The sequence below is a fragment of the Promicromonospora sp. NPDC059942 genome (genome assembly GCF_042731755.1).
Classification (GTDB): Bacteria; Actinomycetota; Actinomycetes; order Actinomycetales; family Cellulomonadaceae; genus Promicromonospora.
Genome location: NZ_JBHWLR010000005.1, coordinates 107,955 through 128,490 on the forward strand (window position 1 = coordinate 107,955; position 20,536 = coordinate 128,490).

The window sequence follows — 20,536 nt, forward strand, 5'->3', positions numbered from 1 at the left end:
CGCGCCTGCGTGTGCTCGTGAGACCGTCTGCCGTCGTGAGGCAGCGTGCCTCCGTGAGTATCCGGAACGTGATGTCCGGAACGTCATCCTAGGTGCGCCGTCCGCGGGATCGTCCACCTTGACACCGCACCCGAGCGCTCCATAACCTCCTGCACAGCATAATTTGATCGTTCAAACTCGCACGTCGTCAAGAACCAGCGCGACGGCGGGACGCAGCATCTCGTCAAAAACAGCACCACGTCACGAACCACGTGCCTCATCAAGGGAGAAGAGACATGACACGGCCCATCTCGCGAAAGTTCGTCGGAGCGGGCGCCCTGCTCGTCGCCGGCGCGCTGACGCTCACCGCCTGCGGCGGCTCCGGCTTCGAGGACACCGCCGAGGAGCCCCCGGCGGGCGCCGCGGAGCTGACCAGCTCCGACGACGCGCTCTCGATCCTCATCGGCTCGTCCGGCGACGCCGAGACCGACGCGGTGACCGAGGCGGTCGCGGCGTGGTCCGAGGAGTCCGGCGTCGAGGCCGAGGTCCAGGTCGCCAGCGACCTGCCCCAGCAGCTCTCGCAGGGCTTCGCGGCCGGCACCCCGGCGGACCTGTTCTACCTCGCTCCGGAGGCGATCGCCGGCTACGCGGACAACGGTTCGCTCCAGCCGTACGGCGACCTGCTGGCGAACAAGGACGACTTCTACCCGTCGCTCGTGCAGAACTTCACGGTCGACGACACGTTCTACTGCGCGCCCAAGGACTTCTCGACGCTCGGCCTGGTCATCAACACCCAGCTCTGGGCGGACGCCGGCCTGACCGACGCCGATCTCCCCACCACGTGGGACGAGCTGGCCACCGTGGCCGAGAAGCTGACCACCGACGACCAGGTGGGCCTCTCCTTCGGCGCGGAGTACCAGCGCGTGGGCACCTTCATGGCGCAGGCCGGCGGCGGCCTCGTGGTCGACGGCGAGCCGGTCGCCAACAGCGAGGGCAGCGTCGAGGGTCTGACCTACGTGCAGTCCCACCTGAAGGACGGCACGTTCGCGTACGCGGCCGACCTCGGCGCCGGCTGGGGCGGCGAGGCTCTCGGCAAGGGTCTGGCCGCGATGGTCATCGAGGGCAACTGGGTCACCGGTGCGCTGACGAACGACTTCCCCGACGTCGACTACACCGTCGCCGAGCTGCCCGCCGGCCCCGCCGGCCAGGGCACGCTGCAGTTCACGAACTGCTGGGGCATGGCCGCCGACAGCCCGAACCAGGAGGCCGCGCTGAGCCTGGTGGAGCACCTGACGAGCACCGAGCAGCAGCTCGCGTTCTCCGAGGCGTTCGGCCCGATGCCGTCCATCGAGTCGGCCGCGGCCGACTGGACTAGCGCCAACCCGGACCTCTCCGCGTTCCTGGACGGGGCCGCGTACGCCCAGTTCCCGCCGAACTGGGCCGGCGCGTCCGACGTCATCACCGACCTCAACGCGCAGCTCGAGTCGCTGAAGACCGGTGACCCGCAGGCGATCCTCGACACGGCACAGTCGAACCTCGAAGCGATCGCCGAGTAGGCACGGATGTCCGTTCTCGCGTCGCCGCGTGACGCCGCGCCCCGCCGTGCCGGGTCCCCCCGCGGGATCCGGCACGGCGAGGCCGTGGCCGGCTGGCTCTTCACCCTGCCCGTGCTCGTGATCCTGGGCGTGTTCCTGCTCGTCCCGGTCCTGATGGCGCTCTGGGTCAGCTTCTCGGACTGGTCCGGGCGCGGCAGCCCGCTGTCGGCCGGCGTCGGCTTCGTGGGGCTGGACAACTACGCGGCCGTCACCACGGGCGGCGGCCTCGCCGAGCGCGACTTCGGCGTCGCGCTGCGCAACAACGCCTGGTACGTGCTGCTGGTCGTGCCGCTGCAGACCGCCCTCGCCCTGTTCCTGGCGGTCCTGGTCAACCGCGCGGTGCTGCGGGGCCGCGGCATCTTCCGCACCGCCTTCTACTTCCCGTCCGTGACCAGCTCCGTGGCCATCACGGTGCTGTGGCTGTTCCTGTTCTCGACGTCGGGCGTGGTCAACACGATCCTTGCCCGAGTAGGCATCGCCGGACCCAACTGGTTCAACGAGCCGAGCGGCGTGCTGCACAACCTGCTGGGCGCGCTCGGCGTCACGAGCGGGCCCGACGCGCTCACGCAGCACGGCTTCCTCGGCGTCACGTGGTGGGACTGGCTGGCCGGGCCCTCTGTGGCCATGTCGGCGTTCGTGCTCATGGCGATCTTCACGACCAGCGGCACGTTCATGCTGCTGTTCATCGCCGGCCTGCAGAACATCACCCCCGAGGTCGAGGAGGCCGCGATGGTCGACGGCGCGAACGCCTGGCAGCGGTTCTGGCGCATCACGCTCCCCCAGCTCAAGCCGACTCTCTTCACGGTGCTGACCCTGGGCCTGATCGGCTGCTGGCAGGTGTTCGACCAGATCTACACCGGCACGCAGGGCGGCCCCGGCAAGACGACGCTGACGCCCGCGTACCTCAGCTACCAGTCGGCGTTCCTGTCCCAGGAATGGGGCCAGGGCGCGGCGATCGCCTTCATCCTGTTCGTCATCATCGTGCTGCTGACCATCCTGCAGCGCTGGGTCCTGCGCGAGAGTCCCGACGTGCCGCGGCGGGCCCGACGACGTCGCCGTGCGACCTCTGCCGCTGTCGCTTCGAGGACGGAGGACGCCCGATGAACCGCACCCCGCGCCGTCCGCCGCTGCGCACCCGCCACCGCATGCCGCGCAAGGCGCTCACCTGGCAGCTCGGCCTCTACGCGCTGCTGGTCCTGCTGGCGCTGGTCTACGTCTACCCGTTCCTGGTCCAGCTCGCGACGTCGGTCAAGACCGAGGCGGACGCCGCGGCCGACCCCGTCTCGCTGGTCCCCGACCCCCTGACCTGGGCCGCCTACGGCCGCCTGTTCCTGCGCTCGGACTTCCCGGTGTGGTTCGCCAACTCCGCCGTCGTCACGATCCTCGTGACCGCGGGGCGCGTGTTCTTCGACTCCCTGGCCGGCTACGCGCTGGCCCGCCTGAACTTCCGCGGGCGCGGCGTGGTCTACGCGGCGCTGGTCGCCGTCATGGCCGTGCCCACCGTGGTGCTGCTGATCCCCAAGTTCCTGGTCATCAACCAGCTCGGCATCTACGACTCGTACGCGGGCATGGTGCTGCCGCTGCTGGTGGACGCCGCGGGCGTCTTCATCATGAAGAACTTCTTCGAGTCGGTGCCGAGGTCCGTCGAGGAGCAGGCGCGCATCGACGGGGCCGGCACGTTCCGGATCTTCTGGTCCGTGGTGCTGCCCATGGCCCGGCCCGCCCTCGTGACCATCGTGATCCTGTCGTTCCAGGGCTCCTGGAACGAGCTGAGCCACTTCATCGTCGCCGCCCAGTCCCCCGAGCTGACGACCCTCACCAAGGGCGTCGCGTCGCTGGCGAGCGGCCAGCTCAGCCAGGGCAGCCAGTACCCGATCAAGCTCGCCGCCGCGGCGATCATGACCATCCCCGTGGCGGTCGTGTTCTTCGTGTTCCAGCGACGCATCATGAACACCAGCGAAGGAGCCGTCAAGGAATGACGACGAGCACGACGACGAGCATGACGTCCACCACCCCGCCCCTGCAGCCGCTGCTCAGCGACGCCGTCATCGCCCTGCGCGCCCCGACCCAGGTCTGGTCCGGCAGGGACGGCGACCTGGGCGCCGCGCCGATCGACGGCGTCTACCACGGCGACGTCCGGCACGTGCGCGAGCTGGTGCTGGAGTGCGCCGAGTCCGACGTCGAGTACATCTCGGTCGCCCCGGACAGCGCCTCGCACGTCGTGTTCGGCGGGCTCCTGCGCCGGTCGGACGACGCGACGCCCGACCCGAAGGTGCGCCTCGTGCGCGACCGGCGGGTCGCCGACGGGGTGCTCGCCGAGACCTGGACGGTCGCCTCGCACCTGACCGAGCCGACGCGCGTCACGCTGCGGCTGCGCCTGCGGGCCGACTTCGCGACCCTGCACGAGGTCAAGGCGGGGATCGCGGGTTCGGCGGGCTCTGCGGGCTCTGCGGGTTCGGACGGCGCAGCGGGGTCGGACGGCGGCGGGAGCGAGGGTGCCGGTGACACCCTCACCGTCGCCGTCGCGCCCGGCTCGGCGACGGCGCGCTCCGGCAGCGCCTCCTTCACGCTCACCGCCGACGGCGCCACGGTGACCTCGGCCCCGGACGGCACGATCGAGGCCGTCTGGCCGCTCGACGTCCCGGCCCGCGGCCAGGCGGAGGCGGCCTGGACGCTCGCCCTGCACGACGACGCGATGGTGGTTCAGGGTGCCGACGGCGCCTGGCCCGGAGTCGCGGCCGGCGCCGCGTCGACCGGAGGCGCGGGCGAAGCAGCGGGTGACTCCGCCGCAGCGACGGCCCGGATCGCCGTCCCCGAGGGCGCCGACCCTCGCCTCGGCCGCTGGCTCGACACCGCCCTCGACGACCTCGACGCCCTCCGCCTGACCCTGCCCGGGCACCCGGACGACGAGTTCTTCGCCGCCGGCGCGCCCTGGTTCTTCACGCTGTTCGGCCGGGACGCGATCTGGGCCGCCCGGCTCGCGCTCCCGCTCGACGTCCGCGTCGCGGCCTCCACGCTGCGCGTCCTGGCGCGGCTGCAGGGCACCGCCCACGACGTCGAGACCGCCCAGGAGCCGGGCAAGATCCTGCACGAGCTGCGCGCGACGCCGCTCGAGATCCCCGGCGAGGGCGTCGTCCTGCCGCCGCTCTACTACGGCAGCGTCGACTCGACGCCGCTCTGGGTGTGCCTGCTCGCCGACGCCTGGCGCGCCGGCATGCCCGACGACGAGGTCGCCGCGCTGCTGCCCACGCTCCGCGGCGCCCTGACGTGGCTGCTGGAGCACGGCGACAGCGACGACGACGGTTTCATCGACTACATCGACCGGTCCGGGCGCGGCCTGGCCAACCAGGGCTGGAAGGACTCCGGCGACTCCATCCAGTGGCGCGACGGCAGCCTCGCCGACGGCCCGATCGCGCTCTGCGAGGTCCAGGGGTACGCGTACGAGGCGGCGCTCGCGGGCGCCGAGCTGCTGGAGGCGTTCGGATCAGCGGACGGCGGGGCGCCTGCGGCGTCGGGCACCGCGCCGTCGGGCACCGCGCCGTCGGACAAGCTGAACCCGGCCGGGCTGCGCGCCTGGGCCGCGGACCTGCGCACCCGGTTCGCGGCGTCGTACTGGGTCGAGACGCCGGAGGGCCGGTACCCCGCCGTGGCACTGGACCGGGACAAGCGCCCGGTCGACACGCTGACCAGCAACATCGGGCACCTGCTCGGCACCGGCATCCTCGACCCGGCCGAGGAGGAGCACGTCGCGGGCCTGCTGCTCGGCCCGACGATGTCGACGGGATTCGGCATCCGCACGATGTCCAGCGGCGCGGCGGGGTACTGGCCGCTGTCGTACCACGGGGGCAGCGTCTGGACGCACGACACCGCCATCGCGGTGCACGGCATGCAGCGCGCGGGCCTCGTCGACCAGGCCCGTGAGGCCGTCGACGGGCTGCTCGCGGCCGCCGAGGGCTTCGCGTACCGCGTCCCGGAGCTGCACGGGGGCGACCCCGCGACCCGCGCCGGCGTGCCCACGCCGTACCCGGCGGCCTGCCGCCCGCAGGCGTGGTCGGCGGCAGCGGCGATCACCTGCCTGGCGGTAACGGGCGCGCGGACGGACGCCGTCGCCGTCTGACCCGGACCTGTCTGACCCGGGCCCGTCTAGCCCGGGCCTGTCTGACACGGGCTGCCCGAAGGTCCGCCGCGGAGGTCCCGCGGCGGACCTTTCCCGTGCTCAGTCCCGTGCTCCGAGACGCCAAAGGTAATCTTTCGTCATGAACCGGGTGACCCTGCAGGACGTGGCGGACCACGCCGGGGTCTCGATGAAGACCGTGTCCAACGTGGTGCGCGGCTACCAGCACGTGAGCCCGCGGATGCGCGAGCGGGTGCAGGCCGCGATCGACGAGCTCGGCTACCGGCCCAACCGCACCGGCCGTAGCCTCGCGACGGGCCGGTCGAGCATGCTCGGGCTCGCCTTCCCGGACCTGCGGCGGCCGTACTTCGCGGAGCTCGCGCACGTCTTCGCCCGGGTCGCCGAGGCGCGCGGCTACCGGCTGCTGCTCGCGGAGACGGGCGCCACGGCGGACGGCGAGCGCTCCGTGCTGCGCGACCCCGAGGCCGGGATCATGGACGGGATGGTGCTCCAGCCGCAGGTCCTGGCCGCCCGGGACCTGGACGACCAGCGGCACGGCCTGCCCATCGTCTTCCTCGGCGAGGACCCGCAGCCCGACGGCGCGGACCAGGTGGCGATCGACAACGTCGCCGCGGCCCGCGACGCCGTCGGGCACCTGGTGCGGTCCGGACGACGCCGCATCGGGTTCCTAGGCCACGAGACCGACCGGATCTCGTGGACCTCCACGCTGCGGATCGAGGGCTACCGCGCCGCGCTCGCCGAGGCGGGCCTGCCCGCCGACCCGTCGCTGCTCGTCGCGCGGCGGCAGGACGGCGACGCCCGCGACGCCGAGGAGGCGCTCAGCGCCGCGCTGGACGCCGGCCTGAAGCTGGACGGCCTCCTGTGCCGCGACGACCTCGCGGCGATCGGCGCCCTGCGCGCCCTGCGCCGGCACGGCCTGGACGTCCCGGGCGACGTCGCCGTGATCGGCTGGGACGCCATCGAGCTCGGCGCGAGCACCGCACCCAGCCTCACGTCCGTCGCGCCGGACACCCGGGCGCTCGCGGAGCGGGCCCTCGACCTGCTGCTGGAACGCCTGGAGGGCTACGCGGGCCCGGGCCGCCACGTCACGGTGGGCCACACGATCGAGTACCGCGAGAGCGCCCCGAAGCTCCCTCGGTAGACACGGGCCCCTGGCCCGGCGACCCACCCAGTCAGGCGGTCCGCGCCCAGGTCGGCAGTTCCCTGACCAGGTCGGCAGTTTGCATCGAGGTCGGCACAGGGCTGTGCCGACCTCGACGCAAACTGCCGACACGGATACAAACTGCCGACCTCGCGCACCACTGCGCTGGAGGGGTGCGTGTTGCGGCACAGCCGTCTACCCAGTCATTGGGCCCGAAACAGCCCTGGTTTCGGGCCCAATGACTGGGTTGATGCTGCGGCGTCCGGCGCTGGCGTCCGGCGGCGCAGCTGGCGTCGGCGGCTCGCATCGGCGGCTGGTGTCGATCTCGACAGACAGTCGACGCGGGTCTCGGCGGGTGCCGGTTCGGTCTTACTGCGTTCACCGCAGCTGTTCGGAGTTCGCCGTGCCTGGACAGTCCGGCTTAGCCAGAACATCCAGAGCGGAGCCGTTCGGAGTTCGCCGTGGCTGGACAGTCCGGCTCAGCCAGAACACCCGGAGCGCAGCCGCTCGGGGTTCGCCGTGGCTGGACAGTCCGGCTCAGCCAGAACATCCAGAGCGCAGCCGTTCGGAGTTCGCCGTGGCTGGACAGTCCGGCTCAGCCGGAACACCCAGGGCGCAGCCGCTCGAAGTTCACCATGGCTGGATAGTTCGGCTCAGCCAGAGCATCCAGGGCGCAGCCGGACGAAGTTCAGCCCAGCCGACACCCCTCGTCTGTGCTCACGTTGCCTCCAGTCGGTCCGACAAATCACCCAGGCCAGTCAGCCCCACCAGTGAACCCGCACCCGCCGGCCTGCACCGGTCCGTCCGAGTGAGGCAGTCCCGCCCAGGACCATCCGCTCGGAAGACCCGCGCCGGGACGCCCGCGCGGGACTGTCTCGCTCAGGCTCGTGTCGGGTCGACCGCCGCGAGCTGCTCCACCAGCGCCGCCCGCACCGAGTCCGGCAGGTCGACAGCAGAGACCTCCGCGAGCTTCTCAGCCACCGTGTTCGTGCTGCTCACGACGTCCCAGGCCTCCAGCTTCTCCGGGTTGCCCGACTGCGCGCTCTCCAGGATGACGCGGGCCGCCTCGGTCCGGTCCGAGCCGATGCGCAGCGGGCCTCCCTCGACGCGGACGACGATCTCCGCCGTCGGCGGCGCGGAGACCTTGACGCTCCACCGGCCGTCGACGCCGTCCACCGGGACCGCAGCGCCGTTCACCGTCACCGGGCCCGCGGGGATGCCGGCCAGGAACGTCACCGTCCACTCCCGGTGCGCCGGCACCGCCGTCGCGTCACCGCGCACCGGCTCGATGCGGAACTCGCCGCGCTCGCGGTCCCAGCGCAGCGCGGTCGTCGCGGCGGGTCCGGCATCGCTGCTCGGCGCACCGCCGATCGAGCCGACGCCGTACACCGGACCGCCCACGCCGTCCTCGGCATCCTCCACCAGCATGAACTCCCCCGACGCGCCCGGCGCCACGAGCACCTCCAGCGCCTCGGGGTTGCGGGTCGCGTCGAGATCAGACCCGGCGTCGAGCGGCAGGATGCCGCCCTCCCGCAGCAGCGCCGGGACGGACCCAAGGGGTCGGTGCATCTCGACGGTGCGTCCGCCCTGGTAGACGGCGTCGGTGAAGATGTCGGTCCAGAGCCCCTCGGGCAGCCACACCCGGACGCTCCCCCGCAGCGACGCGGCGTCGCGGGGCGCGGTGATCGGCGCGACCACGAGCTCGCTGCCGAAGGCGTACTCGTTGGGCACGCGGTACGCCTCCCCGTGCCGCGGCTCCAGGTGGTACATCGGCCGGACCAGCGGCACGCCGGCGGCGGCGCGGTGGTTCATGGTGTGCAGGTAGGGCACCATGCGGTGCCGGAACCGCAGGGCGTCGTCCATCGCGGCCCGGTGCTCCGGCGGGAAGACCCACGGCTCCTTGCGGATGAACGGGTTGTTCGCGGAGTGCAGCCGCATGATCGGCGAGAAGACGCCGAACTGGACCCAGCGGGTCGCGAGCTCGTCGTCACGCACTCCGCGGGTGTGCCCGCCGATGTCGTGGCTCCACCAGCCGTAGCCGATGTTGGCCGCCGTCGCCGTGAACTCCGGCTGGAACGCCAGCGACTCCCACGAGACCACGGCGTCGCCGGAGAAACCGACCGCGTACCGGTGGCTGCCGGGCCCGGCGTACCGGGAGAACGTCATGCCTGGCTTGCCGTCGCGGGCGGCGTCGAGGTGGTGGAAGTGGTTCAGCACCCACAGCGGGTCCACGCCCGCCATCCCGGAGGTGCGGCCCTGCTGCCAGTCGATCCACCAGAAGTCGACGCCCTGCTCCTCCAGCGGGTGGTGCAGCTCCCGGAAGTACGCCTGGAGGAACGCCGGATCGGTCGGGTCGAACGGGATGGGCTGCTCGGTGTCGGGGTCCACGCCCAGGGCGCGGGCCATCGCGGGGTAGGCGTCCTCGAAGGCGCGGACGCCGTCGGCCGGGTGCAGGTTGAGCGTGGTGCGCAGCCCGCGCTTGTGCAGGGCGCCGAGGAAGCTCGCGGGGTCGGGGAACAGCGTGGGCTCCCACGAGTAGCCGGTCCAGCTGCTGCCGAACCGCTCCGGCACGGAGCCCACGCGGTGCCAGTCCATGTCGATCACGGCGACGGAGAAGGGGATCCGCTCGGCCGCGAACCGGTCCATGAGCGCCAGGTACGACTCGTCGCTGTACGGGTGGTACCGGCTCCACCAGTTGCCGAGCGCCCAGCGCGGCAGCCGCATCGGGTGGCCGGAGACCCGGTACAGGTCGCGGACGGCGTCGCCGTACTCGCGGCCGAACGCGAAGACGTACAGGTCCTGCCGGCCGGGCACGCGGGAGCCCACCCAGCCGTCGTCCTCGAACAGGAACGACGCCGAGTCGTCGACCACACCGATGCCGTCGCGCGACACGACGCCGGGCTCCAGCTCGGCCCGGCCGTCGACGTCGTCCAGCGTGCGCGCCGTGCCGCCCAGGTCCCACGTGGGCTCGCCGTACCGCCAGCGCCCCGAGTCGCGCCCGAGGATCTCGACCACGAGACCGCTCGCCGAGAACTCCCCGCCGTCGTACCGCAGCCGGGCGCGCGCCGTCGTGAGCACGACGCCCTCGCCGACCCGCTCCACGGCGAAGTCGGCGGGCGGCAGGTCGCGCCGGATCGCGAACGTGGAGGCGCGGTCCTCGAACCCGCCGTCCGCCGAGCGCTCGATCCGGAAGACGCCGTCGCTCAGCACGGTGATGCGCCAGCCGGCGCCCTGCACCTGCTGCTCGCTGCGCGCGCGGGGCGCGGCCTCCGGCAGGGGCCGGACGACGGACAGGCTGTCGACGATCTCTGACATGGAACTCCTCGGTGCTTGCGGTACGTGCTTCGATTCGCGACGGCTCAGCCGGTCAGGCTCAGCTCTTGACGGCGCCCTGCGTCACGCCGCTGATCACCCAGCGCTGCGCGAACAGGTAGGCGACGATCGTCGGCGCCATCGCCATGAGGTACGACGCGAAGGCGACGTTGTAGTTGGTGCCGAACTGGCTCTGGAAGATGTTCTGCACCACGGGCAGGGTCTGCAACGTGGGGTCGGACATGATGAGCGACGGCATCATGAAGTCGTTCCACGACGCCAGGAACGCGAAGATTCCGACCGTAGCGTTCATGGGCCCGAGCAGCGGCAGGATTATGCGCCAGAAGATCTGCCACGTGCTCGCGCCGTCGATCCGGGCGCTCTCCTCCAGCTCGATCGGGATGGAGCGCAGGTAGGCGGTGTAGAGCAGCACGCTGAACGAGAGCTGGAACATCGCGTGCAGGATGCCCACGCCCAGCGGGTTGTCCAGGCCGGTCAGCGCCGTGAGCTGGATCTGCGGCAGCGCGACGACGGGGAACGGCAGGAACAGCGCCGCGAGCAGGTAGACCATCGACCAGCGGAAGAACCGGTGCGACCAGTTCCGCGCGATCGCGTAGGCCGCCAGCGAGCTGAGGAACAGCGTGAGCAGCACCGCGATCGCCGCAACGGCCAGCGAGATGCCGAACGAGACCGGGAACCGCGTGAGCGACCAGGCCTCGGCGAAGCTCGCCGGGTTGAACGGGGCCGGCAGCGAGAACGCGTTGCCGTCGGCGGACTGCGCGCTCGTCTTGAACGCCATCGACAGCGTCACGTACAGCGGCACGAAGACCGTGAGCGTCGCCAGGCCGAGCACGATCGTCAGCGGCCAGTTGGTGCGGTGCACACGTCCGACGTGCGCCGGGCGCAAGGATCGGGCGGACGGGCGCGGGCCGGACGGGCCCGGGCCTGCGGTGCGAGAAGCTTCGACGGTGGTCACAGCTGAACCGCCCTTCCACGGGTGGCGACGATCTGGGCGACGGAGATGAGCGCGGTGACGACCAGGAACACCGTGGCGTTGGCCATCTGGTAGGCGTAGTCGCCCCCGGTGAAGCCGCCGAAGATCGTCATGGCGACGCTGCTCGTGGCTGTCCCGGGCCCGCCGCCGGTCAGGCCGACGATGACGTCGTACACGCCGAGGTAGCCCTTCACGCCGAGGATCGTGTTGATCAGGATGAAGCCCGCGATGAGGGGCACGGTGATGGACCGGAACTGCCGCCAGGGCGTGGCGCCGTCCAGGGCGCTCGCCTCGTACAGGTCGCTCGGGATGGACGTCAGCCCGGCCGTGTAGACCAGCAGGGCGCCCGGGATCGTCTGCCACGCGGACACGATCACGATGGACAGCCAGGCCAGGTCGGGGTTGCCGAGGATGCTCTCCTCCAGCGGCCCGAAGCCGACCGCTGTCGCGATCGCGGGCAGCGAGTTGGAGAACAGGAAGTTGAACACGTACGCCACGACGATCCCGGAGACCACCATCGGGATGACGAACACCGTGCGCAGCGTGGTCGCGAACCGGATGCGCCGGGTCAGCGCGACGGCCAGCGCGAGCGCGATGCTCTGCGCGACGACCACGGTGACCAGCGCGAACCCGAGCGTGAACCCGTACGACTCGAGGATCCGCGGGTCGCTGAACAGCGCGGCGTAGTTGCGCAGGCCCAGGAAGGACCAGTCACCGAAGCCCACGTAGTCGGTGAGGCTGTAGAAGATGCCGATCAGCGCGGGGACGATCACGAACGCCGTGAAGATCAGCAGCGTCGGGACCAGGAACACGTAGTACAGCGGCTCCACGCGCCGTCCGCTCTTGCGACGGGTCGTGGACTGGGCCATCGGACGGCCCGTGCCCCGGGCCGCCGTCTCACCCTGGTACATCGTTGTGTCAGTCATACCGTGGCCTCCCGTCCGGCGAGCCGGCGCCAGTCGGCGTCGAGCTGGCGGAGCATGCCCTCGAAGTTGCCGGAGCGGATCGCGGACTGCAGGTAGTTGCCGAGCGGGATCGACGTCGGCACGAACGTCCCGGCCCCCTGGTAGAAGGCGGCGCGGTCCACGTAGTCCTGGAGCCCGGCCAGGCGCTCGTCCTGCTGCGGCGGGGCGTCCTTGAGCGTCGAGTACGCGAGGTTGTCGCTGTTGTAGGCGTTGATGTTGTCGGGCCGCATGAGGAACTCGACCAGCTCGCGGGCCTCGTCCTGGTGGGCCGACGCCGTCGGGATCCACAGGCCCAGGTCGATGTTGACCCGCGCCTGCCGGTCCTCGGGGTTCTCGGAGACGGGCAGCGCGAAGGTGCCGATCTCCAGGTCCGGGTCGACCAGCGCGATCTGGCTGAGCGCCCACGGACCCTGGAGGTACATGGCGGCCTCGCCCTTGCCGAAGGCGAGGTTGCCGTCGGCGTAGGCCCGCACCGCGTGGTCCTTGTTGAAATACGACGAGATGGTCTTGGCGCGCTCCATCGGCACGGCGAAGTCCTTCTCGAAGGAGACCTCCGAGTCCGGCCCGACGTCGGTGCCCAGCTCCTTGAGGCGGCGGAAGAACTCGCCCGGCGCCACGAGGCTGCCCACCGAGTAGTCGAACAGGCCCTGCCAGAGCGTCCAGGTGTCGCGGTCGGTCGCGTAGACCGGCGTGATCCCGGCGCGGGTCAGCTCGTCGCAGACGTCGACGAACTGCGACCACGTCTCCGGGACGGGCAGCTCGTGCTCCGCGAAGATCTTCTTGTTGTAGATGACGCCGGCCGCGGCGAGCGAGTACGGCAGCACGCTGGTGCGGCCGGGGTACGTGGCGTACTGGTCGGTGAGCTCGCCGATGTCGGTCCGCACCGCCTGCGCCGACGGCAGGTCGGAGAGGTCCCCGAGCACGCCGCGCTTGATGTAGCGGGCGAGCTCCAGGTTGTCGTTGAAGCAGCCGACGTCGGCGGGCTCGTTGCGCACGAACTGCGGGGCGATGGCGACGGTGCTGTCGTGCACCACGGTGAGGCCCGGCCGCTCCTTCTCGAACCGCCGCAGCAGCTCGTCGAAGTAGGCGATGACCTCCTGCTTCTGCTCGTAGAAGCGCAGGGTGGTGCCCCCGCCGGACCCCGCCGAGGCCGACGCGCACCCTGCCACGCCGAGCGCGACCAGTGCGGCCGAGCCGGTGAGAAAGGACCGTCGGCTCAGCGATGAGGGACGACCTGAACCTGGACTCACGCTGCATCTCCCATGCTCGAACTCCGTTGCTCGCGGCGACCGTCGGAATTTACAGCGCTGTAAAAGATCCGTCAAACATCCGGCGGCTCGGCTTCCTTCTCGGTCCGGTTCGACGTGGCAGGATCACCGACGAAGGTCCAGGCCGGTCCAGGGAGGTCCCGATGGAAGCTCGGACGGCAACCGCACCAGCGCCCGTGCGCACCAGCGAGCGCCTCATCGCGTTCCTCGACGCCGCGATCGCCATCGCGCTGACCCTGCTGATCCTGCCGCTGATGGAGAGCGTGTCGGAGGCGGTGGACGAGCAGCAGACCCTGGGCGACTACGCGGCCGAGCACAGCTGGCAGCTGCTGGCCTTCGCGCTCAGCTTCGTGATCATCGCGATGTTCTGGCGCATGCACCACGGGATCCAGTCGCCGGACACTCCCCTGACCCAGCCGCACCTGACGCTGCAGCTCGCGTGGCTGTTCACCATCACGGTGATGCCCGTGGTCACGGCGCTGACGGGCGGTCTGGACACGGACCGGCCGCTGGTGGCGTCGTACATCGGCAACCTGGCCGTGAGTGCGTGGTTGCTGTTCGTGATCGCCCTCGTCGAGCGCCGCGACCGGACGGCGGCGGGGCTGCCCGTGGACGCCACGCTCCCGGCGACGCCGCTGGCCGTCGCGCTGCTGTTCACGCTGACCCTGCTGCTGGCGCTGATCGTCCCGTCGTACTCGTGGCTGTTCCTCATGGCGCTGTCGGGTCTGGTCCGTGCCGTGCTGGTGCGGTTCGGCGTCGTGGGACGGGATCGGGCGGCCGACAGCGGTGCCCGCGACCCGGCCGACGGCGGGGTTGACGACACAGCCGAGCACTCGTCAGGAATCGAGAAGCGCCCCCCGCCGTCCGCTCCCTAACGTTGTGGGCATGGCAAACATCGACTCCGTCACCCTCGAGGTGGCCGACCCCAGCACCGCCCGTTCCTTCTACGACGTCGCCTTCGGCCTGGGCGAGGACCGCCTCGACCTGCGCGCCGGCGAGACGCCCAGCACCGGGTTCCGCGGCTTCCACATCTCCCTCGTCGCTGACCAGCCCGGCGACGTCCACGCGCTGTTCGACTCCGCGGTCGCCGCGGGCGCCACGGTGCTCAAGCCCATGGCCAAGTCCATGTGGGGCCACGGCGGCGTGGTCCAGGCGCCGGACGGCACCATCTGGAAGATGGCGACGTCCGCCAAGAAGGACACGCGCCCGGCCGAGCGGCGGTTCGACGAGATCGTGCTCCTGATCGGCGCCGAGGACGTCTCGGCGAGCAAGAAGTTCTACGTGGGCCACGGCCTGACGGTCGGTAAGAGCTTCGGCTCCTACGTCGACTTCAAGATGGGCTCCAGCCCCATCGGCTTCGGCCTCTACAAGCGCGCCGCGCTGGCCAAGGACGCCGGGGTGCCGCCGGAGGGCACGGGCTCGCACCGGCTCACGGTGGGCGGCGACCTCGGAAAGGTCACCGACCCGGACGGGTTCGCGTGGGCGTGAGCCCGTGGATGACGGCGTTCCGGTCGGGCCCGTCGTATGCGGGCCCGACCGGTCAGTAGCTGTTCGGTGCCTTGACCGACTGCCAGTGCCACGGCTCCGGGTTGCGCCCGGACGGTTCCGCGAACGGCGGGTGCACCCAGCCGTAGGCCTCCGCGTTGGCCTTGAGCCAGTCGTACTGCGCCGACCCGAACGCGGCCACACCGCCGCCGATGTCGATCGCAAGACCCGTGCCGTGGTTCGAGCAGCCGGGCGGGGCCGCGGTCTTGGACGACGGGTCGTACAGCGCCTCCTGTTCCGCGTAGGTGCGGTAGGAGGAGTTGATGGTCATGTTCACGCCGAACTCCGCCGCGTAGGCGGCGTTCAGCTCGGCCAGGGCGCTGACGACGTCGGAGCGCACGTAGTGCCCTGAGGCGAACGGGATCTGAGCCAGCTCGGACGACGACAGGTGCCCGTTCTCGGCGGACCACACCTGGTCGGGCTCGGGGCAGGTGCCGGCCGGAGCGGTGTCGGTGTCGTCGGTCGTGCCGGTGTCGTCGCCCGGGTCGGTGCCGGTGTCGTCCGCACCCTGGTCGGTGGCGCCGGCCTCGGCCTCTGCTGCGTCGTCCGCGGTCTCCGCTGACACTGCGGCGGCGGCCTCCTTGATACCGGCGGTCGCCTCGGTCAGGGCCTTGGTCAGCGGGCGGGCGTCGCCGAGCACGTCCGTGCTCGCTTCGGATGCCGCGCCGGCCTCAGCGCTGCCGGGCTGAGCGGTGCCGGACTGCGCCGTCGCGGCGGGAGATGCGTCCGCCTTAGTTTCCGCCGCGGTCTGGACCTCCGCCGCCCGTGCGATCAGCTTGTCGGCCTGGGAGGTCAGATCGCCCGCGTCGTCCAGCGCGGCGCGCAGAGCATCCCGCCCGGCGGCGTCCGCAGCCGACTCCGCGTGCACCTGCTCGCCGTCCGCAACGGCTGACTTCAGACCGTCCCGGGCCTTCTCCAACCCGGACACGGCCCGGGCCAACCGAGCCTGCCGCCCCGAGGCGACGACCGCACCGGTCGCCTCACGCAGCGCGGCGGTCACGGCGGGAACGTCGTCGTCGAGCGCGTCGCTTGCCTTCAGCACCGCGCTGGCATCGACCTCTGTACCCGATGCCAGTGTGGTCACCGACTTCAGGGACGTCACCACCCGCTCGGCGTCCTCGATCGCCGTGTTGAGCGCACGACGCGTGGACTTGTTCGCGGCCTTGCCATCCGGGCTCTTCAGCACGGCCCGCGCGTCGTCCAGGTCAGTGGTGAGGGCAGTCTGGAGCGACACGCTCTCGGCGATCGCCACCTGCGCTTCGGCCACCGCGGACGAAGGGGTGGCCGCCTCCGGATCGAACACGTCGAACGCGTAGGCGCTCCCTGCCGCGACGACCAGGCTTGTGACGGCCGCGACGATGCCGATCGTCCACCGCTTGCGCCTCCGCTCCGAGGCTCGCGTGCCCCGCCGGGGCCGCGGCGACGTCGGAGGCGCCGGCGGCTCGGGCCAGAGGGGGGTCTGGGTCAGCACCGACGAAATGTACCGTCAGCGCGAGGCGGGCGCAGGCCAATTGGCGTCACGTCCCCGCGAGCGCCCCCGCCACCAGCGTCCGCAGCTCCGGCACGACGTCCGCCTCGAACCAGGGGTTCTTGGCCTGCCAGCGGAAGTTGAGCGGCGACGGGTGCACCAGCGGCACGGTCTCCGGCAGGTACTCCTGGTAGGCCCGCACGGTCTCCGTCAGGCTCTTCTTGGCCCGGCCGCCCAGGTAGTACTTCTGGGCGTAGCTGCCCACCAAGACCGTGAGACTGAGGCGCGGCAGCTCGGCGAGGATCCGCGGATGCCACCGCCCTGCGAAATCTTTCCGCGGCGGCAGGTCGCCGGACGCCCCCTTGCCGGGGTAGTAGAAGTCCATCGGGAGGATCGCGAACAGGTCAGGGTCGTAGAACTGCTCGTCGGTCACGCCGAGCCAGGACCGCAGCTTCACGCCGCTGGCGTCGTTCCAGGGTTTGCCGCTCTCCTGGGCCTTGCGGCCGGGCGCCTGACCCACCAGGGCGATCCGGGCGCCCTCCGACACCGAGTAGAGCGGCGCCCAGCCGAGCTCGGCGGCCCACGCGTTGGACGGGTCGGCGGCGATCTCCGCGCGGATCAGGTCGAGGGTGCTGGCCACGGGCCCAGTCTGTCCCCCGTGCGAGCTACCCGCGAGTGTCCACCCCGCGGTGACGACTCCTGACCTGGGAATTCATAGCGTTCGGGGTACCCCGCGGCGCCCGGCCGCGGCCCTTCCCTAGGAGTCATCGTGCGTCTGGTGTGGCAGCTCATCGCGATCGTGGCGGTCTCGTTCCTCGGCGGCCAAGGCCTCGTGGCGGTCCAGGACAGCCCCTGGCTGACGCTCGCCGTCGGCCTCGCCACGGCCGTGGTCGGCGTCGTCGTCTATACGTGGGTGGTGCGGCTGACCGAGCGCCGTCCCGTCATCGAGGTGGCCCTCAAGGGTGCGGCGCCCGCGCTGGCCTGGGGCACGCTGCTCGGCCTCGGGCTGTTCGGCCTGGTCATCGTGAACCTCGCCTTCCTCGGCAGCTACTCCGTGCACGGCCTCGGCTCGCCGCTCGGCGCCCTGGGGCTGGTCGGTTTCATGGCCGCCGCGGCCGTGACCGAGGAGCTGATGTGGCGCGGCGTCCTGTTCCGGATCGTCGAGGGCTGGACCGGCACCTGGATCGCGCTGACGTTCACCGGCCTGCTGTTCGGCCTGGCGCACCTGCTCAACGCCAACGCCACCCTGTGGGGCGCGATCGCCATCGCCATCGAGGCCGGCGGCATGCTCACCGCCGCCTACGTCGCCACCCGCAAGCTCTGGGTGCCGATCGGCCTGCACCTCGGCTGGAACATCGCCGGCAGCGCCATCTTCAGCACCGAGGTCTCCGGCAACGACACCCCGCAGGGCCTGCTCGACGCCACCACGCAGGGCCACGTGCTGGTCACCGGCGGTACCTTCGGCCCCGAGGGCAGCCTCTACTCCGTGGTGTTCTGCGCGATCACCGCCGCGATCTTCCTCGTGATCGCCCACCGGCGCGGCCACATCGTGCCGGTCCGCCGCGCGGCCCGCGCCGAGGTGGCCGCTAGGCTCCCCCGGTGATCGAGCTCAGGCAGGTCCCGGACCAGTGGCGCCGTCTGGACGTCACGGTTCGGGACCTGCCGCTCGCCCTCGGGCTCGCCGGCGCGGCATTCCTGCCCGCGCTGCGCGACTACGGCACCCAGGTGGGCGAACTGCCCGCCCGGCCCCTGGACGGGTGGGCGGTGCTGGTCATCGCCCTGGAATGCCTCCCCCTCGCCGTCCGACGGCGGTGGCCCGCCCTCACCATGCTGCTCGTCGCGGCCGGCTTCGCCGCCGGCCAGGTGTTCGGCTACCAGTCGTTCGCCGGGAATGCGGTCGGCATCGCGCTCGTCAGCACGGGGGCCCACCTGGGCCGACGACGGCGCGTGGTCGCCGCCGTCCTGACCGTCTGCTACGTGGCGCTCGCGGTCGCACTCGACCGGCTGACCGGGGCCGAGCGGGTGGACGAGTACGTGACGTTCTACCTTGCGATGGCCCTCGCGTGGGGCATCGGCGCATGGCTGCGGTCCACGCGGGCGGCCGAGGCCGAGCGCCGACGCCGGGTCGCGCAGGACACCCTGACCGCCGAGCGCACCCGCATCGCCCGCGAGCTGCATGACGTCGTGACGCACCACGTGACGGCGATGGTGGTGCAGACCGAGGCGGCGAAGTATCTGACGGCGGCGCCCGACCGCCTGGAGCAGTCCCTGGACGCCGTCACGGACACGGGCCGGCGCGCCATCGCCGACCTGCGGCACCTGCTGGACCTGCTCGATCCGTGGCACGACGGCGCCGCCCGGACGCCGTCCGCCGCCGAGGTGCGGGTGCTCGTGGAGCAGACGCGCCGGGCCGGGCAGCCCGTGGAACTGGTGGAGGACGGCGAGCCGGCCGGGTCGGCGGACAGCGCCGGGCTGACCGCTTACCGCGTGGTGCAGGAGGCCCTGACGAACGCGCTCAAGCACGCGCACGGCGTTCCGACGACGGTGGCGGTGCGGCACACGGAGAGGGAGGTCGTCGTGGAGGTCAGCACAGCGGGGCGGGGTGGTGGGGCGGGGTCCGGCCGGGCTTCGGGGGCCGTGGCTCCCGAAGTTGTCCCCGGTGGTAGCGGCCGGGGCCTGGCCGGCCTGCGTGAGCGGGTCGAGGCCCTCGGCGGCGAGTTCGGCACGCAGCGGCTGGACGACGGCGGCTTCGTCGTCCGGGCGCGCGTGCCCCGCACGTACTCGGCGGCGGGGAGCCGGTCGTGAGCGCGGGCGAGCGGGCCGGGTTCGGGGCGCGCGCGGCGTCCGCGGCACCGGTCGGCCCGGCCACGGCGGCGGCTGCGGGCCCGGCCGCGGCGCCCGGTCCGGCGGCAACCCCGCCCGTCCGCGTTCTGGTGTGCGACGACCAGGCCCTCATCCGCACGGGCTTCGCGACGATCATCGACGCCCAGCCCGACCTGGAGGTCGTGGGCGAGTGCGCGGACGGGCGCGCCGCCGTCGACCTGGCCCGCCGGCTGGAGCCGGACGTCGTGGTGATGGACGTGCGAATGCCGGTGCTCGACGGCATCGAGGCGACCCGCCTGCTCGCCGGCGCCGGGGTGGAGCGCCCGGTCAAGGTGCTCGTGGTGACCACGTTCAACCTCGACGAGTACGTCTACGAGGCGCTGCGCGCGGGGGCCAGCGGGTTCCTGCTCAAGGACGCCCCGGCGGGCCAGCTCCTGGCGGGCATACGGACGGTCGCGAGCGGCGCCGCGCTGCTGGCCCCCGAGGTGACCCGGCAGCTCGTCGGCCGGTACGCGGCCCGGATCCGGCCCGCCGGGGACGCGCCCGCCGACACGACCCTGACGCCGCGCGAGCTGGAGGTGCTGCGCCTCATCGCCGACGGCCGGTCGAACAGCGAGATCGCCGCGACCCTGGTGATCAGCCAGGAGACCGTCAAGACCTACGTGTCGCGCCTGCTGGCCAAGCTCAACCTGCGCGACCGCGTGCAAGCCGTCGTCTACGCGTACCGCACGGGCCTGGTGACCTGACCGACGAGGGCCGACGTCCGTGGGTCCGGGTGATCTCTCGGCGTCGACCGGTGGCGCCCGCGGCCCGGACGTACGTTGAAAGTCCGGAGGGCGGACCGGGTCCGACCGACCTACCCGGACGCCCTTCACCACAAGGAGGTGGTGAACATGAGGCGTGTCATCCTGACGTGCGTCGTCACAGCGGGGCTGACCCTCGGCGGCGCCATGTCGGCCATGGCGGGCGAGACCAACGGCAACGGCGACCCGATCCCCGGCGCGCACAAGGCCAGCTCGGCGTGCGCGTTCTCGGGCCGTGACCTGCCCGACGCGCAGGAGAACCAGCCGCCCGAGTTCAACGACGACTTCGTGACGGACGGACGGGTCCAGAGCTACGGCAAGTACGTGAGCCACGGGCTCAAGGCAGCCGTGCCCAGCCCCGGCGAAGCCTGCCGCGGCAACGTCGACTTCGAGGGCTGACGCCGAGGGCTGACGTCGAGGGCTGACGTCGACGCCCGGCGCGATCGGCGTCCTGCCCGGCGTCGCCATCACCTTTGAGGCCCAGGTTTCTTCGCTTTCGACTGTCCGA

At 71.9% G+C, this 20,536-nt stretch carries 17 protein-coding genes; 11 read left to right on the forward strand and 6 right to left on the reverse strand.

The window, feature by feature from the left end; genetic code table 11:
• Nucleotides 1-275: 275 nt before the first annotated feature.
• The 5 genes from ACFV9Q_RS09790 (at nt 276) to ACFV9Q_RS09810 (ending at nt 6,850) form a co-directional block, all read left to right on the forward strand.
• Entirely contained in the window at nt 276-1,535 is a 1,260-nt protein-coding gene (locus tag ACFV9Q_RS09790) for an extracellular solute-binding protein (RefSeq protein ID WP_377234245.1), read from the forward strand.
• A 6-nt stretch (nt 1,536-1,541) separates the two neighbouring features.
• A complete protein-coding gene (locus ACFV9Q_RS09795) occupies nt 1,542-2,678 on the forward strand; it encodes a carbohydrate ABC transporter permease (RefSeq protein WP_377234246.1) in 1,137 nt (378 codons plus the stop codon).
• Nucleotides 2,675-3,553: a carbohydrate ABC transporter permease gene (locus tag ACFV9Q_RS09800; RefSeq protein WP_377234247.1), complete on the forward strand. Its 879-nt coding sequence runs from the start codon at nt 2,675-2,677 to the stop codon at nt 3,551-3,553. Before ACFV9Q_RS09795 ends, ACFV9Q_RS09800 begins: the two co-directional genes overlap by 4 nt.
• A complete protein-coding gene (locus ACFV9Q_RS09805; protein ID WP_377234248.1) occupies nt 3,550-5,691 on the forward strand; it encodes a glycogen debranching N-terminal domain-containing protein in 2,142 nt (713 codons plus the stop codon). Before ACFV9Q_RS09800 ends, ACFV9Q_RS09805 begins: the two co-directional genes overlap by 4 nt.
• 139 nt (nt 5,692-5,830) lie before the next feature.
• On the forward strand, nt 5,831-6,850 hold the full coding sequence (locus tag ACFV9Q_RS09810; protein ID WP_377234249.1) for a LacI family DNA-binding transcriptional regulator: 1,020 nt from the start codon (nt 5,831-5,833) through the stop codon (nt 6,848-6,850).
• A gap of 879 nt (nt 6,851-7,729) precedes the next feature.
• On the opposite strand, the gene ACFV9Q_RS09815 is transcribed toward ACFV9Q_RS09810, so the two are convergent.
• The 4 genes from ACFV9Q_RS09815 to ACFV9Q_RS09830 form a co-directional block, all read right to left on the reverse strand.
• The gene (locus ACFV9Q_RS09815) at nt 7,730-10,165 is read right to left on the reverse strand and encodes a TIM-barrel domain-containing protein (RefSeq protein WP_377234250.1); all 2,436 of its coding nucleotides are present in this window, start codon (nt 10,163-10,165) and stop codon (nt 7,730-7,732) included.
• Between the two features lie 58 nt (nt 10,166-10,223).
• Complete coding sequence (locus ACFV9Q_RS09820; protein WP_377234251.1) at nt 10,224-11,045, reverse strand: carbohydrate ABC transporter permease; 822 nt, start codon at nt 11,043-11,045, stop codon at nt 10,224-10,226.
• 89 nt (nt 11,046-11,134) lie between these two features.
• Nucleotides 11,135-12,025 carry a carbohydrate ABC transporter permease gene (locus ACFV9Q_RS09825; RefSeq protein WP_377234514.1) on the reverse strand — a complete coding sequence of 297 codons (891 nt, stop codon included), beginning with the start codon at nt 12,023-12,025 and terminating at the stop codon, nt 11,135-11,137.
• A gap of 53 nt (nt 12,026-12,078) precedes the next feature.
• Nucleotides 12,079-13,371 (reverse strand): ABC transporter substrate-binding protein, encoded by a 1,293-nt coding sequence (locus ACFV9Q_RS09830; RefSeq protein ID WP_377234252.1) that lies wholly within the window; start codon nt 13,369-13,371, stop codon nt 12,079-12,081.
• Between the two features lie 161 nt (nt 13,372-13,532).
• Here ACFV9Q_RS09830 and ACFV9Q_RS09835 point away from each other — a divergent pair, with 161 nt between their 5' ends.
• Nucleotides 13,533-14,264: a TMEM175 family protein gene (locus ACFV9Q_RS09835; protein WP_377234253.1), complete on the forward strand. Its 732-nt coding sequence runs from the start codon at nt 13,533-13,535 to the stop codon at nt 14,262-14,264.
• Nucleotides 14,265-14,274: 10 nt separating this feature from the next.
• A complete protein-coding gene (locus tag ACFV9Q_RS09840) occupies nt 14,275-14,877 on the forward strand; it encodes a VOC family protein (protein ID WP_377234254.1) in 603 nt (200 codons plus the stop codon).
• Nucleotides 14,878-14,929: 52 nt separating this feature from the next.
• Here ACFV9Q_RS09840 and ACFV9Q_RS09845 read toward each other — a convergent pair whose 3' ends face one another.
• On the reverse strand, nt 14,930-16,405 hold the full coding sequence (locus tag ACFV9Q_RS09845; protein ID WP_377234255.1) for a D-alanyl-D-alanine carboxypeptidase family protein: 1,476 nt from the start codon (nt 16,403-16,405) through the stop codon (nt 14,930-14,932).
• 46 nt (nt 16,406-16,451) lie between these two features.
• The gene (locus tag ACFV9Q_RS09850; RefSeq protein ID WP_377234256.1) at nt 16,452-17,042 is read right to left on the reverse strand and encodes a uracil-DNA glycosylase family protein; all 591 of its coding nucleotides are present in this window, start codon (nt 17,040-17,042) and stop codon (nt 16,452-16,454) included.
• A gap of 129 nt (nt 17,043-17,171) precedes the next feature.
• Between ACFV9Q_RS09850 and ACFV9Q_RS09855 the strand changes: the two genes are divergently transcribed.
• From ACFV9Q_RS09855 to ACFV9Q_RS09870, 4 genes are all read left to right on the forward strand, one after another.
• On the forward strand, nt 17,172-18,005 hold the full coding sequence (locus ACFV9Q_RS09855) for a CPBP family intramembrane glutamic endopeptidase (protein ID WP_377234257.1): 834 nt from the start codon (nt 17,172-17,174) through the stop codon (nt 18,003-18,005).
• Complete coding sequence (locus ACFV9Q_RS09860) at nt 18,002-19,207, forward strand: sensor histidine kinase (protein WP_377234258.1); 1,206 nt, start codon at nt 18,002-18,004, stop codon at nt 19,205-19,207. The genes ACFV9Q_RS09855 and ACFV9Q_RS09860 overlap by 4 nt, the downstream gene beginning before the upstream one ends.
• Nucleotides 19,208-19,332: 125 nt before the next feature.
• Entirely contained in the window at nt 19,333-19,971 is a 639-nt protein-coding gene (locus ACFV9Q_RS09865; protein WP_377234515.1) for a response regulator, read from the forward strand.
• 147 nt (nt 19,972-20,118) lie between these two features.
• Nucleotides 20,119-20,427 (forward strand): hypothetical protein, encoded by a 309-nt coding sequence (locus ACFV9Q_RS09870; RefSeq protein ID WP_377234259.1) that lies wholly within the window; start codon nt 20,119-20,121, stop codon nt 20,425-20,427.
• Nucleotides 20,428-20,536 lie beyond the last annotated feature (109 nt).